This is a genomic window from Streptomyces alanosinicus (assembly GCF_014650595.1).
Lineage (GTDB): Bacteria > Actinomycetota > Actinomycetes > Streptomycetales > Streptomycetaceae > Streptomyces > Streptomyces alanosinicus.
Genome location: NZ_BMVG01000007.1, coordinates 325,246 through 337,996, shown reverse-complemented (window position 1 = coordinate 337,996; position 12,751 = coordinate 325,246). Strand labels below are relative to the sequence as shown.

Here is a 12,751-nt window from a genome sequence, read left to right as displayed (position 1 = left end):
GCCCACTCGTCACTGCGCGCCCGGCCTACTCGTCGTCCTCGTCGTCCAGCCGCGCCAGCCAGGTCGCCAGCCGCTCCACCGGCACCTCGAAGTCCGGATTGAGATCGACGAACGTCCGCAGCTGCTCGGCGAGCCACTCGAAGGTGACCTCCTCCTCGCCGCGCCGCTTCTCCAGTTCCTCGATGCCACGGTCGGTGAAGTACAACGCTCACTCCTGATGGGGACGGATCTATCACCCCAGGGTAGGCCGTGTCCCTCTGTACACGAAGGGGCGGCTTGTTCACACGAAAAGGCGGCTTGACTTCCGGAGGCCACGATATATCGTGTTTCTCGGAGGACGCGATATGACGTGTCCCGATCGTGCGCCTGGCCGAGGAGTCCCCATGTCCGAGTGGTCCGTCACCGAGCCCCAGAAACTGACCTTCGACACCCGTGTGAGCGACCTCCAGGTCCGCATCGTCAACGGAACGGTCAACGTGGTGGGCACGGACGAAGGTTCCGCCCGCCTCGAAGTCACGGAGATCCAAGGCCCGCCCCTGATGGTCACCCAGAACGGCGACACCCTCACCGTGGCCTACGACGACCTGCCCTGGAAGGGCTTCCTCAAGTGGCTCGACCGCAAGGGCTGGCAGCGCAGCGCCGTCGTCTCCCTGGCGGTCCCGGCCGACACCCGCGTGGAGGTGGGCGTGGTCGGCGCCACCGCGGTCGTCTCCGGCATCGACGGCCCCGCGGTGATCAAGGGCGTGACCGGCGACACCACCCTGGTCGGTGTCTCGGGCCCGGTCACCGCGGACACCGTGTCGGGAAACGTGGAGGCCCAGGCGGTCACCGGCGACCTGCGGTTCAAGTCGGTCTCGGGCGACCTGACGGTGGTGGAGGGCTCCGGCCGCTCCGTCCGCGCCGACTCCGTCAGCGGCTCCATGATCGTGGACCTGGACCCGGACGGCCCCACCGAGGTCGGCCTCACCAGCGTCTCCGGCGAGATCGCCATCCGCCTGCCCCACCCGGCGGACGCCGAGGTGGAGGCGAACACCGCGAGCGGCACGATCTCCAACGCCTTCGACGGCCTGCGGGTGCACGGCCAGTGGGGCGCCCACAAGATCACCGGCCGGCTCGGCGCGGGCACGGGCCGGCTCCGCGCCACCACGGTCTCCGGCTCGATCGCCCTGCTGCGCCGCCCACCGCGCGAGGACGAGCCGGACACCCCCTGGGACACCAAGCCCTCCGCGCCCTCCCCCGCAGCATCCACCGACCCCTCCGGCACCTCCGGCACCTCCGGCTCTTCCGGCCCTTCTGGCCCTTCTGGCTCTTCTGGCCCTTCTGGCCCTTCTGGCTCTTCTGGCTCTTCTGGCTCCTCCTTCGAGGCCTCCGCGCCCCCGCAGGCTCCCGGCACCGCCCCCGCGGCCGACGCACCGGCCGCCCCGGGAGACAATTCCGTCTCCGACCAGGGCGCCGGCACCTCCGACACCACCGACGCCCCGGCCGACGGTACGACCGAAAAGAAGGTGCTCTGACATGCCCCCCGTCTTCGCCCACGGGCGCCTCCGCCTGTATCTGCTCAAGCTGCTCGACGAGGCCCCGCGCCATGGCTACGAGGTGATCAGGCTCCTTGAGGAACGCTTCCAGGGGCTGTACGCCCCCTCGGCGGGCACGGTCTACCCCCGTCTGGCCAAGCTGGAGGCGGAGGGCCTGGTCACGCACACCACGGAGGGCGGCCGCAAGGTGTACGCCATCACGGACGCGGGCCGGGCCGAACTGGCCGATCGCAGTGGCGAGTTGGCCGATCTGGAGCTGGAGATCCGCGAGTCGGTCGCGGAACTGGCCGCCGAGATCAGGGCCGATGTGCGCGGCGCGGCCGGCGATCTGCGCCGGGAGATGCGCGAGGCGGCCTCCGAGGCCCGCCGGAGCACCAGGACCGGCGCGGCGGGCCCCGCCGGGGAGTACGGCGACTTCACGGACAAGGAGTCCTGGCGGGCCGCCAAGGAGGAGATGCGCCGGGTCAAGCAGGAGTGGAAGGAACAGGCCCGCCGCGCCAAGGACGAGAGCCGCCGGGCCCGCGAGGAGGCCCAGCGGGCCCGCCATCAGGCCCAGGAGGCGCAGGCGCGGGCGCGGGCCCAGGCACAGGAGGAGATGCAGCGCATCGCCCGTCAGGTCCAGGACCGCGTCCAGGACCACTTCACGCAGGGCGACTGGCCCACGGGCGTCCGCGAGGGCCTGTCCGAGCTGGCCAGGGAGCTGGGCGACTTCGGCAGGACCTGGAGCTCCACCCGCACTCCGGAGGAGCCGGCCCCCGAGCGAGCCGCCGAGCCCACCGCCCCGCCCACGGCCGCCGCCCCCGCCCCGGCCACGGCCCCGCACTACGTCTCCCCCGCCGAGGACTTCCCGGCCGAGTACGAACCCTCCTGGGCGCACGAGGACTTCACCGGCGACCCGAGCCGGGACCTGGACCGCCTCCTGGACCGCTTCCGCGACGACATCCGCGACGCGGCCCGCGACCACGGAGTCACCCAGGACCAGCTCCGCGACACCCGCCGCCATCTGTCGACGGCAGCGGCCCATATCGGCGCCCTCCTGCGCTCCCCGAAGGTCTGACCGAGCCTCCGGCCGGGTCCGGCCGGAGGCTCGGAGCCCGGGCCGGGGCCGAGGCCGGGGCCCGGCTGGAGAGGTGTGGGCGGGGGGGACGGACGATCGGTGCCGAGGGTGCGCCGGGATCCGACCTCCCGGCACCGAAGGCCGGGCAAGGAGGTGGCGGAGGTCGGGTGGGCGGGAGCGGCGGGGCGGTGGGGCGGTGGCGATTGGCCGTCGGCCTGGCGGCGCCGGTCGGGCATCGCCCGTACGACGGCGCTGACCGTACGACAGCGTCGCCCGTACGACAGCGTCGGCCGTACGACAGCGTCGCCCGCACAACGCCGGTCCGTCTGGATGCTTGCCGGGCTGCCGGTCAACCGGCCTTCCAGTCAACCGGCCTTCCGGTCCTCCCCGGCGTCTGCGTACAGCACCCGCGTCACCGACTCGTACGTCACCCCATGGTCGGCGAGCGCCTCGGCCGGCACGCCTGGCAGCACGGTGAGCGCCAGCAGCAGATGCTCGTCGCCGATATGCCGGTCGCGCTGGGCGAGGGCGACCCGCAGGGACTTCTCCAGCACGTCCTTCGCACCCTGGCCGAAGCTCGGCCGGCGACCCGACCGCCGGATTCCGTCCTTCCGCTCACCGGACATCGCTCCGACGCCGTGCGCCTCCTCCACCCGCGCCACGATCTCCGGCACATCGATACCCAGGCCCGCCAGCGCGTCCGTCTCGGCCCGGGTCAGCCCGGCCTGCCGCCGCGCCCGGGACAACGCCCGCCGCACCGACTCCCGGTGCTCCGCGAGCCCGAGCGCGGCCAGGGCGAAGGAGGCGCGGCCGCCCTCGTGCTCCAGAAGGGCGAGCAGCAGATGCTCGGCGTCGACGGTCCGGACCCCGGCGCGTCGGCAGTCCATTACCGCGCCCTGCACGACCTCGCGCGCATCCTTGGTGAAGCGTTCGAACATCACTGCCTCCCGTACTTCTTGTGCACGGCCTGCCTGCTGACACCCAGTTCCGCGGCGATCTCCTGCCACGACCAGCCCTGATTGCGCGCGCTGCGCACCTGTACCGCCTCCAGCTGCTCCAGCAGCCTGCGCAGCGCGGCCACGGCCCGCAGCCCGACCCGCGGATCGCGGTCGCCGGCCCGCTGGGCCAGATCGGTTGCATCGGTCATGATGTCAACCTACGTTGACACCTCCCTCGTGTCAACCATGGTTGACACGAGGGAGGTGTGAAGACCTCAGGCGTTGGTGAGCACGATCTTCCCGAACTGTTCCCCGGCCGCGAGCCGTTCGAAGCCCTCACGGGCCCGGTCCAGGGGCAGCTCCTCGTCGATGACGGGCCGTACCCCGGTCGCGGCGCAGAAGGAGAGCAGATCCTCCAGCTCGTCCTTGGTGCCCATCGTCGAGCCGACGACCTTCAGCTCCAGGAAGAAGATCCGGGTCAGCTCGGCGTGCGAGGGCCGGTCCCCGCTGGTGGCGCCGGAGATGACGATCGTGCCGCCCGGTCGCAGTGACTTCACCGAGTGGGACCAGGTGGCCGCGCCCACGGTCTCGATGACGGCGTCGACCCGCTGTGGCAGCCGCGCCCCGGACTCCACGGCCTCCACGGCCCCCAGCTCCAGGGCCCGCTTGCGCTTCGCCTCGTCCCGGCTGGTGGCGAAGACCCGGAGTCCCGCCGCCTTGCCGAGCACGATCGCGGCCGTGGCGACCCCGCCGCCCGCGCCCTGCACAAGGACCGAGTCCCCGGGCCGTACCCCGGCGTTGGTGAACAGCATCCGGTACGCCGTCAGCCAGGCCGTCGGCAGACAGGCGGCCTCGGCGAAGGACAGCTCCCTGGGCTTGGGCAGCACGTTCCAGGTCGGCACGGCGACCTGCTCGGCGAAGGTGCCCTGGTAGCGCTCGGTGAGGATGGAGCGCGGCTCGTCCGGGCCGACGCCATGGCCGCTCTGGCCGATGACGGAGTGCAGGACGACCTCGTTGCCGTCCTCGTCGATGCCGGCGGCGTCGCAGCCGAGGATCATCGGCAGCCGGTCCTCGGGGAGGCCGACGCCGCGCAGGGACCAGAGGTCATGGTGGTTGAGGGAGGCGGCCCGTACGTCGATGGTGCTCCAGCCGGGACGGGCCTCGGGAGCCGGTCGCTCCCCCAACTCAAGGCCGGTGAGCGGCTGGTCGCGGTCGATTCGGGCGGCGTAGACAGCGAACATGGGCCCGACGATAGGTGCGCGGGTCAGCCGACGGAACTACAGGGCCCTGTGACACATGCCCTCTTGCGCGGGTGCACCCATGCGGCACAGCCCGCCACAGGCGCCCCTCAAGGGCACCTTCAACGCCCGGGTCGGGCGGGTGAGGGGAAAAGCAATGGCCCCGCCTCAGCAGGCGGGGCCATTCACGCTACCGGCGCGCAACCCCTTCGGCCCGCGCGGCAGCCGCAACCGCGGCCGTGACCGCAGGAGCCACCCGCTCGTCGAACGGCGACGGAATCACATAGTCGGCGGCGAGGTCGTCCCCGACGACCCCGGCCAGCGCCTCCGCCGCGGCGATCTTCATCCCCTCGGTGATCCGGGAGGCCCGCACCTGCAGCGCACCCGCGAAGATGCCCGGGAACGCCAGCACGTTGTTGATCTGGTTCGGGAAGTCGGACCGACCGGTCGCGACGACCGCCGCGTACTTGTGGGCGACGTCCGGGTGCACCTCGGGGTTCGGGTTGGCCATCGCGAACACGAAGGCACCCTCCGCCATGGAGGCCACGGCCTCCTCGGGGACCGTACCGCCGGAGACGCCGATGAAGACGTCGGCGCCCGCGAGGGCGTCCTCCAGCGTGCCGGCGATGCCCGCCTTGTTGGTGAAGCCGGCCACCTCCCGCTTGACCGGGGTGAGGTCCTCCCGGCCGGCGGAGATGACGCCCTTGCGGTCCGTCAGGGCCACGTCCCCGATGCCGGCCTCGACCAGCATCTTGGCGATGGCGACACCGGCCGCGCCGGCGCCCGAGATGACGGCCCGCAGCTGCCCGATCTCCCGGCCGCTGAGCCGCGCCGCGTTCCGCAGCGCCGCGAGCGTCACGACGGCCGTACCGTGCTGGTCGTCGTGGAAGACCGGGATGTCCAGGCGCTCCTGCAGCCGGCGCTCGATCTCGAAGCACCGGGGCGCCGAGATGTCCTCCAGGTTCACTCCGCCGAAGGACGGGGCGAGCCGGACGACGGTCTCGACGATGTCGTCCACCTCGGTGCAGTCGAGCGCGATCGGAACCGCGTCGACGCCACCGAACTGCTTGAACAGGATCGCTTTGCCCTCCATGACGGGGAGGGAGGCCTGGGGACCGATGTCCCCGAGCCCGAGCACGGCCGTACCGTCGGTCACGACGGCGACCACGTTGGACTTCCACGTGTAGTCGTTGACCAGCTCCGGCTGCTCCGCGATCGCGGTGCACACGCGCGCGACGCCGGGCGTGTACGCGAGGGAAAGGTCGTCCTTGTCGCGGACCGGCACGGTGGCCTGCACGGCCATCTTGCCGCCGCGGTGCAGCGCGAACGCCGGATCGAAGGAATCGAGGGGCTCGCCCCCGCCCTCCTGGTCCGTATCGCTGTCGCTGCGAGGATTGACGATCTCCGCTGCCACTTTGTCTTACCCCTTAGCTATGCATGGTTTGAGGGTCGACCACTCCTGGTGAGGGGTGGGCGGGCACCGCGTACGGCCCGATGGGTGATACGGACGAGCACATACGCGACGGGCGCGCCGCACACGCGCCCTGAGCCCCGGATGAGGGGTGTAAAGAACCTTCTTACCGGACGGACGGTGCCCACGACGAGTCCATTAGGTGCAAGGTCACACCGGGGAACCGGAAAGCCACGGCGAGGTGACGCGCCGCTGACAACCGCGCCGGGCACATGAAGGCGCTGGTCCACGGATGTTCACGGTGACCGCATCGCGAGACGGGCCGAAGGTTCTCCGGCCGGAAGACCGGATTCCCGTAGATGGTTCGGTGATGCTGGACCAAGGATGCCGACCTGATGCGGTTCGGGGGTCGCCCGTCATGCGATTTTGGCATAGCGGGTCCCCTGAACGGCGAGCCCGAATGGCAAGATGCGGTAAACCCCCGAGGTCGCAGCGGCACGAGCGGACGCGGCCGTTCCCTGCCGAAGGCCCTCTGACGCTCACACGCCGGCGCTCACACGGAAAGGGGCGGTACGGCTCTTCCGTACCGCCCCTTTCGCTCACTTCAGGTCGCTCGATTCAGGTCGCTCACTTCAGGTCGCTCACTTCAGGGCCAGCAGCAACGTGTCCGACGGCGACGCCCACACCGCCCGCGCCTCGCCGAACCCGTGCGCCAGCAGAGTGCGCGCATGCCAGTCCGCCGAGGGCGTGTCGCCGTCCGCGTGCTCGCCGTAGATCTCGAAGCGGCGGGCGGTGGGCCCGGCGAGTACCGGGTCCTCGGCCGCGACCTGCCACCATTCGGCCCAGTCCAGGGCGCCCTCGCGCTTGGCCTGATCCATGCGCGCGTGCCGCCACGCGCGTTCGGCCGCGTTGATCCGGGGCGTGCTGTCGTCGATCATGTGGTCCGCGTTCATGAAGACACCGCCGTCGCGGACCAGCTCCGCGACCTGACCGTAGAGGGCCGCGAGGGGTTCGCTGTGCAGCCAGTGCAGGGCCGTCGCGGTCAGGACACAGTCGTAGGAGTCGTACGGCAGCCCCGCCCGCCAGTCGGGATCCTTGAGGTCGGCGGTGACGAAGGAGACGCGGTCGTCGCCCTCGAAGGTGCCGCGCGCGATGGCGAGCAGGGCCGGGTCGAGGTCGACGCCGGTACTGGTGGCCCGCGGGAAGCGGCGCAGCAGGCGGTCGGTGATGCTGCCGGTGCCACAGGCGAGGTCGAGGACGCGCGGGGCGGTCCCCACGAGCGCCTCGACCATGTCGAGCATGATCCGGAACCGCTCCTCGCGGTCCGGCATGTACCACTCCTGCTGCCGGTCCCAGCTCTCCTGCCAGGCCGCCCAGTCCGTTCCGGTACTCGTGGTCATGGAACGCCGACTCCCCTCATGATGCGTAATACCCTGGAAGCACGACCGGCTGTTACCCGACCGCAGACACGACCATAAAGCGCCCCCGTAAGGACTACAAGTGGAACTGGCCTATTACTCGGACTACGCCGTACGTCTCGTCAACAGCGAGGAACCGGCCCGGGGCAAGGACTCACTCACCTCGGTCGAGGCCGTCCGCGACCTCTTCGGCGCCAACTCCACCGCGGCCCGGCGCACCACCGACGCCGATGTCACCCGCTTCCGCTCGGTACGGGGCAGGCTGCGCGCGGTCTTCGAGGCCGCCGACAAGGGCGACGAGACCCTGGCCGTGGACCTGCTGAACTCACTGCTGCTGGAGTTCCCGGTGTCGCCGCAGATCTCCGGCCACGACTTCCGCGACGAGGACGGCCGCCCGCTGTGGCACATGCATCTGGCCGACCACCCCTCCAACGCCACCGCCGGCTACGCGGCCATCGCGGCCATGGGCCTGGCCTTCCACCTCACCGAGTACGGCGTCGACCGCCTCGGCCTGTGCGAGGCCGCGCCGTGCCGCAACGCCTATCTCGACACCTCCACCAACCGCTCCCGGCGCTACTGCTCCGACCGCTGCGCGACCCGCGCCAACGTGGCCGCCTACCGGGCCCGCAAGCGCCTGGAGGCCGACCGGTCGGGCAGCAGCGGCCTCGCGGCCGAGAGCGCCCAGCGCACCAGTGTGAGCGGCGAACGCTGACCGGCGGGCAGCGGCCGGTACCGAAAGCGGGCCTTGCCCAGCACCAGTTCGTCCGGCACGACCCCGTAGTCCGTGCTGTCCCCGCCGGCGTACGGGTTGTCCCCGAGCACCCACCAGCCGCCGTCGCGCCGCTCCACGGCACGCTTGACGACCAGCAGATCCTGCTGGAACGGATGGCGCAGGACCACGACGTCCCCCGGCCGGACGGTGGCGCCGTACTGCAGCAGCAGCCGGTCCCCGTGATGGAGCGTGGGCACCATCGACGGGCCCGTCACCTCGGCCAGCCCGAACGGCGCCACGGCCCTCCCCCGCTCGGTCTCCTGCGACAGCTCCGGCATCCCGGCACCTCCCCGGTCCGTTCCTCCACCAGTCTCAGTCTGACCCTGGACTTTTGTCCTAAGCCCTAGGGGGCACCCGAGAAATCGCCTTCCTCAGGGAGTAATGTCGCACCTGAGAAGACGATCACGAGGAAGGAATGCTCCATGCTTTCCCGCCTGTTTGCCCCCAAGGTCAAGGTCAGCGCCCACTGCGACCTGCCCTGCGGCGTGTACGACCCGGCCCAGGCCCGCATCGAGGCGGAGTCGGTGAAGGCCGTCCAGGAGAAGATGGCCGGTAACGACGACCCCCACTTCCAGGCACGCGCCACCGTCATCAAGGAGCAGCGCGCGGAGCTCGCCAAGCACCACGTCTCCGTGCTCTGGAGCGACTACTTCAAGCCCCCGCACTTCGAGAAGTACCCGGAGCTGCACCAGCTGGTCAACGACACCCTGAAGGCCCTCTCGGCCGCCAAGGCGTCCACCGACCCGGCGACCGGCCAGAAGGCTCTGGACTACATCGCCCAGATCGACAAGATCTTCTGGGAGACCAAGAAGGCCTGACCTTCTCTTACGCCTTCTGACCTGCGGGTTTCTTCACTCGCAGGTGTTTGTCGCCCGCACCCGGACCGCGGGCCGCCGAGCCTGGCGGCCGTGACGGTCCGGGTGCGGTGTTTTCTGCTGAAGGACGGCCGCCTCCGGGGACGAGGGCCACGGCAGGGTCCGCGCGTCCGGGGCGAAGAGCCACAGCGGGTTCACCACGCTGCCGCCCGCAAAAAGGGGCCCGGCCGGTCTCGCCGGCCGGGCCCCTGCTGCTGCGCTTGACGCGCCGCCGGGGTCAGTGGAACTGAGGCACGATCAGATAGATCCCGTACGCCACCACCGCCGCGCAGGCGAGGAAGCACAGGGCGGCCTGGGCACGGCCCGCGGGCGCGGATCCGGAGCCGTCGGCCTCGGCCCGGGACAGGCCGAGGACACCGAAGGTGAAGACGACGACCACGGCGACCGTGACGCCGAGGCTGACCGCGGCGACCTTGCCGAGGGCGGACCAGTCGACATGCATGAGGGGCTCCCGGGAGGGTCAGGCGGCTGTGCCGACGTTCGTCGGGGCCGGGTTGCGGAGGTTGACCTCGTGGTGGTCGTTGACGTTGTCGGCGCGCACCGGGTTACGGCGGGACGCGGCGACGATGACGGCGGCGAGGGCCAGGGCGACCAGGGCGATGACCGCCGTACCGGCATTGCCGCCGTGCTTGACCACGCTCGCCGCGAGGCCGCCGACCAGCGCGGCGGACGGCAGGGTGATCAGCCAGGCCAGCACCATCCGGCCGGCGACGCCCCAGCGGACCTCCGCGAGCCGACGGCCGAGACCGGCGCCGAGGATGCTGCCCGAGGCGACCTGGGTCGTGGACAGCGCGAAGCCCAGGTGAGCCGAGGTGAGGATCACGGTCGTGGAAGCCGTCTCGGCGGCGAAGCCCTGCGGTGACTGGATCTCGGCCAGCCCCTTGCCCATGGTGCGGATGATCCGCCAGCCGCCCAGGTAGGTACCGAGACCGATGGCGACGCCCGCCGCGCCGATCACCCACACCGGCGGGCCGGCGTCATGGCCGAGCGCGCCCGCCGAGATCAGCGTCAGCGTGATGACACCCATGGTCTTCTGCGCGTCGTTGGTGCCGTGCGCGAGGGAGACGAGGGAGGCGGAGGCGATCTGGCCGAGGCGGAAGCCCTTGGTCACCGAGTCCTGGCGGGCGCGGGCGCTGAGCTTGTAGGCCAGGTAGGTGGCGACCAGGGCGGCCACGCCGGCCACGACCGGCGAGGCCACGGCCGGGATCAGCACCTTTTCGGCAACCTTGTCGAAGTGCACACCGTGCGAGCCCGCACCGACCCAGACGGCGCCGATCAGACCGCCGAAGAGGGCGTGGGAGGAACTGGAGGGCAGCCCGGCGAGCCAGGTCACCAGATTCCACAGGATCGCCCCGACCAGCCCGGCGAAGATCATCGCTGGGCTGACGCGTGTGTCGTCCACGATTCCGCCGGAGATCGTCTTGGCCACCTCGGTGGACAGAAAGGCGCCGACGATGTTGAGGATTCCGCTGACCAGAACCGCGGTGCGCGGCTTGAGCGCGCCGGTGGCGATGGATGTCGCCATTGCGTTCGCGGTGTCGTGGAACCCGTTCGTGAAGTCGAACGCCAGTGCCGTGACGATGACGACCGCCACGAGGAACGTGATGTGGTCCATTCCCCAAGGCAAGCAAGGGCTGGCCAATGGGCGGCGAACTGAAGGCAAACGGAGTGTCGAAGATGGGGGACCCTGTTGTGTTTTCCTGTGCGGAAACGTGGCATCCCGGGATGTCAGTGCCGTGTGCCAGGCTGTGCACGTGACCCTGGAGGACCTCAGACGGCTGCGGCGTGTGCGCGACCGCATGGACCGTGAGTACGCCGAGCCGCTCGACATGACCGAGCTGGCCCGCGGTGCCCATATGTCGCCGGGCCACTTCCAGCGCAGCTTCCGCAAGGCCTTCGGTGAGACGCCGTACAGCTATCTGATGACACGCAGGATCGAGCGGGCCAAGGCGCTGCTGCGCCGCGGCGACCTCACCGTGACCGAGGTGTGCCTCGCCGTGGGGTGTACGTCACTGGGTTCCTTCAGCTCCCGCTTCACCGAGCTGGTCGGCGAGACGCCGAGCGCCTACCGGGCCCGTGACCACAAGGAGAGCGCCGTGATCCCGTCCTGTGTGGCCCGTACGTTCACCCGCCCGCGCCGCCGGCCGTACTGACCCCGGCGTCACCCCGCCCGCGCCGCCGGCCGTACTGACCCCCGCGTCGCACCCGGCCACGCCGCCGGCCCTGCCGAGTCGCGCGCGCTCCGGCCCGGATGGGCCTAGCGTGACTGCATGGACGTGAAACTCAAGACGTGCTTCATCGCGGTGGACGACCACGACAAGGCGCTCGCCTTCTACCGCGACGTGCTCGGCCTGGAGGTCCGCAACGACGTGGGCTTCGAGGGCATGCGCTGGGTGACCCTGGGCTCACCGCTCCAGCCGGACGTCGAGATCGTGCTGGAGCCGCCCGGCGCGAACCCGGACGCCTCCCCCGCCGACCGGCAGGCGATGGCCGAGCTGCTCGCCAAGGGCATGCTGCGGGGTGTCCTCTTCACGACCGAGGACTGCGACGCGCTGTTCGAGCGGGTGCGGCAGTCCGGCGCCGATGTGCTCCAGGAGCCGACGGACCAGCCGTACGGGGTGCGCGACTGCGCCTTCCGGGATCCGGCGGGCAACCAGCTGCGCTTCCTCCAGCGGCCCGCGGAGTGACCGGCGTGTGCGAAGTCCCCTGAGCAGCCGGGGAGTTCGCGCCTACGCTCCATCCATGATCATTCGCTGGACGTACGCCTTCGCCGACCGGCCCGCCGTCCGGCTGTCCGAGGGGCGCGCCTTCTGGACGGCCGTCACCGGCACCCGCGCGTCCGAACCCCGCGGTGAACAGGGCGAGTTCCTGACCCTGCTGCCCGCGGAGGCCGCCGGGGCGGACGCGTGCGTGAAGCTCCAGGGCGTCGCCGAGAGGGCGGGCGGCGCCCATCTCGACTTCTGCACCGGGGACGTACGGGAGTTGACCCGGTCGGCCCGGGACCTGGGTGCGGAGGTGGTGGCGGACCACGGCGACCGGGCCGTACTGCGCTCCCCGGCGGGGCTGTTGTTCTGTGCGGTGCCCTGGCACGGCGAGACGGTACGACCGCCGGTGGTGGCGGGCAGCCGGCTGGACCAGGTGTGCCTGGACATCCCGCCGTCCGCGTATGCCGCGGAGTGCGCCTTCTGGGCCGGGCTCACCGGCTGGCAGCGGCTCGCGGGTTCCCGGCCGGAGTTCGAGGTGCTGAAGCCGCCGGCGGGACTCCCCGTCCGGATCCTGCTCCAGCGGCTCGACGACGAGGGCCCCGCCCGCGCCCATCTCGACCTCGCCTGCGCGGACATCGCCGCCGTCCGCGCCCGGCACGAGGAGCTGGGCGCCGCCGCGCTGCACCACGGCCCGCACTGGACGGTGATGGTCGATCCGGCGGGCGGCACCTACCGTCTGACCGGCCGGGATCCGGAGACGGGCGGTCTGCCGGACACCGGCCAGGGCACGGTCGGGCCATAG

At 71.2% G+C, this 12,751-nt stretch carries 16 protein-coding genes; 7 read left to right on the top strand and 9 right to left on the bottom strand.

Translation table 11 applies throughout. The features are described from left to right. Positions 1–25 precede the first annotated feature (25 nt). Positions 26–205 carry a DUF6104 family protein gene (locus IE277_RS18730; RefSeq protein WP_003992906.1) on the bottom strand — a complete coding sequence of 60 codons (180 nt, stop codon included), beginning with the start codon at positions 203–205 and terminating at the stop codon, positions 26–28. A gap of 178 nt (positions 206–383) precedes the next feature. Between IE277_RS18730 and IE277_RS18725 the strand changes: the two genes are divergently transcribed. Beyond that, on the top strand, positions 384–1,514 hold the full coding sequence (locus IE277_RS18725) for a DUF4097 family beta strand repeat-containing protein (RefSeq protein ID WP_189953837.1): 1,131 nt from the start codon (positions 384–386) through the stop codon (positions 1,512–1,514). A gap of 1 nt (position 1,515) precedes the next feature. Then, complete coding sequence (locus tag IE277_RS18720; protein WP_189953834.1) at positions 1,516–2,592, top strand: PadR family transcriptional regulator; 1,077 nt, start codon at positions 1,516–1,518, stop codon at positions 2,590–2,592. A 365-nt stretch (positions 2,593–2,957) separates the two neighbouring features. Here IE277_RS18720 and IE277_RS18715 read toward each other — a convergent pair whose 3' ends face one another. The 5 genes from IE277_RS18715 to IE277_RS18695 all read right to left on the bottom strand — a co-directional run bounded on the left by IE277_RS18715 (position 2,958) and on the right by IE277_RS18695 (position 7,579). Continuing rightward, positions 2,958–3,530 carry a Clp protease N-terminal domain-containing protein gene (locus tag IE277_RS18715; RefSeq protein WP_189953831.1) on the bottom strand — a complete coding sequence of 191 codons (573 nt, stop codon included), beginning with the start codon at positions 3,528–3,530 and terminating at the stop codon, positions 2,958–2,960. Beyond that, positions 3,530–3,739, bottom strand: coding sequence for a helix-turn-helix domain-containing protein (locus tag IE277_RS18710; protein ID WP_189953829.1), 210 nt, complete (start codon positions 3,737–3,739; stop codon positions 3,530–3,532). Before IE277_RS18710 ends, IE277_RS18715 begins: the two co-directional genes overlap by 1 nt. A 66-nt stretch (positions 3,740–3,805) precedes the next feature. Beyond that, a complete protein-coding gene (locus IE277_RS18705; protein ID WP_189953827.1) occupies positions 3,806–4,771 on the bottom strand; it encodes a zinc-binding dehydrogenase in 966 nt (321 codons plus the stop codon). Between the two features lie 187 nt (positions 4,772–4,958). Then, positions 4,959–6,182, bottom strand: coding sequence for an NAD(P)-dependent malic enzyme (locus IE277_RS18700; RefSeq protein ID WP_189953825.1), 1,224 nt, complete (start codon positions 6,180–6,182; stop codon positions 4,959–4,961). Between the two features lie 638 nt (positions 6,183–6,820). Next, positions 6,821–7,579 (bottom strand): class I SAM-dependent methyltransferase, encoded by a 759-nt coding sequence (locus IE277_RS18695; RefSeq protein WP_189953823.1) that lies wholly within the window; start codon positions 7,577–7,579, stop codon positions 6,821–6,823. Positions 7,580–7,679: 100 nt separating this feature from the next. Between IE277_RS18695 and IE277_RS18690 the strand changes: the two genes are divergently transcribed. Continuing rightward, complete coding sequence (locus tag IE277_RS18690) at positions 7,680–8,309, top strand: CGNR zinc finger domain-containing protein (protein WP_189953822.1); 630 nt, start codon at positions 7,680–7,682, stop codon at positions 8,307–8,309. Here the strand turns inward: IE277_RS18690 and sodX are convergent. Then, entirely contained in the window at positions 8,213–8,647 is a 435-nt protein-coding gene (gene sodX, locus IE277_RS18685) for a nickel-type superoxide dismutase maturation protease (RefSeq protein WP_189953820.1), read from the bottom strand. The genes IE277_RS18690 and sodX overlap by 97 nt on opposite strands. A gap of 144 nt (positions 8,648–8,791) precedes the next feature. Here sodX and sodN point away from each other — a divergent pair, with 144 nt between their 5' ends. Next, on the top strand, positions 8,792–9,187 hold the full coding sequence (gene sodN, locus IE277_RS18680; protein ID WP_004983535.1) for a superoxide dismutase, Ni: 396 nt from the start codon (positions 8,792–8,794) through the stop codon (positions 9,185–9,187). A gap of 274 nt (positions 9,188–9,461) precedes the next feature. Here sodN and IE277_RS18675 read toward each other — a convergent pair whose 3' ends face one another. Together IE277_RS18675 and IE277_RS18670 are read right to left on the bottom strand one after the other, a co-directional pair. After that, positions 9,462–9,686: a hypothetical protein gene (locus IE277_RS18675; protein ID WP_189953817.1), complete on the bottom strand. Its 225-nt coding sequence runs from the start codon at positions 9,684–9,686 to the stop codon at positions 9,462–9,464. Between the two features lie 18 nt (positions 9,687–9,704). Beyond that, positions 9,705–10,859, bottom strand: coding sequence for an inorganic phosphate transporter (locus tag IE277_RS18670; protein WP_189953815.1), 1,155 nt, complete (start codon positions 10,857–10,859; stop codon positions 9,705–9,707). Positions 10,860–10,998: 139 nt separating this feature from the next. Between IE277_RS18670 and IE277_RS18665 the strand changes: the two genes are divergently transcribed. The 3 genes from IE277_RS18665 (at position 10,999) to IE277_RS18655 (ending at position 12,751) form a co-directional block, all read left to right on the top strand. Further along, the gene (locus IE277_RS18665; RefSeq protein WP_189953813.1) at positions 10,999–11,397 is read left to right on the top strand and encodes a helix-turn-helix transcriptional regulator; all 399 of its coding nucleotides are present in this window, start codon (positions 10,999–11,001) and stop codon (positions 11,395–11,397) included. Between the two features lie 117 nt (positions 11,398–11,514). Next, positions 11,515–11,931, top strand: coding sequence for a VOC family protein (locus IE277_RS18660; protein ID WP_189953811.1), 417 nt, complete (start codon positions 11,515–11,517; stop codon positions 11,929–11,931). A gap of 55 nt (positions 11,932–11,986) precedes the next feature. Continuing rightward, on the top strand, positions 11,987–12,751 hold the full coding sequence (locus IE277_RS18655) for a VOC family protein (RefSeq protein ID WP_189953808.1): 765 nt from the start codon (positions 11,987–11,989) through the stop codon (positions 12,749–12,751).

Coding starts and splice junctions, on each gene's coding strand:
- IE277_RS18725 (WP_189953837.1), top strand. CDS start 384: ATGTCCGAGTGGTCCGTCACCGAGCCCCAGAAACTGACCTTCGACACC.
- IE277_RS18720 (WP_189953834.1), top strand. CDS start 1,516: ATGCCCCCCGTCTTCGCCCACGGGCGCCTCCGCCTGTATCTGCTCAAG.
- IE277_RS18715 (WP_189953831.1), bottom strand. CDS start 3,530: ATGTTCGAACGCTTCACCAAGGATGCGCGCGAGGTCGTGCAGGGCGCG.
- IE277_RS18710 (WP_189953829.1), bottom strand. CDS start 3,739: ATGACCGATGCAACCGATCTGGCCCAGCGGGCCGGCGACCGCGATCCG.
- IE277_RS18705 (WP_189953827.1), bottom strand. CDS start 4,771: ATGTTCGCTGTCTACGCCGCCCGAATCGACCGCGACCAGCCGCTCACC.
- IE277_RS18695 (WP_189953823.1), bottom strand. CDS start 7,579: ATGACCACGAGTACCGGAACGGACTGGGCGGCCTGGCAGGAGAGCTGG.
- sodX (WP_189953820.1), bottom strand. CDS start 8,647: ATGCCGGAGCTGTCGCAGGAGACCGAGCGGGGGAGGGCCGTGGCGCCG.
- sodN (WP_004983535.1), top strand. CDS start 8,792: ATGCTTTCCCGCCTGTTTGCCCCCAAGGTCAAGGTCAGCGCCCACTGC.
- IE277_RS18675 (WP_189953817.1), bottom strand. CDS start 9,686: ATGCATGTCGACTGGTCCGCCCTCGGCAAGGTCGCCGCGGTCAGCCTC.
- IE277_RS18670 (WP_189953815.1), bottom strand. CDS start 10,859: ATGGACCACATCACGTTCCTCGTGGCGGTCGTCATCGTCACGGCACTG.
- IE277_RS18660 (WP_189953811.1), top strand. CDS start 11,515: ATGGACGTGAAACTCAAGACGTGCTTCATCGCGGTGGACGACCACGAC.
- IE277_RS18655 (WP_189953808.1), top strand. CDS start 11,987: ATGATCATTCGCTGGACGTACGCCTTCGCCGACCGGCCCGCCGTCCGG.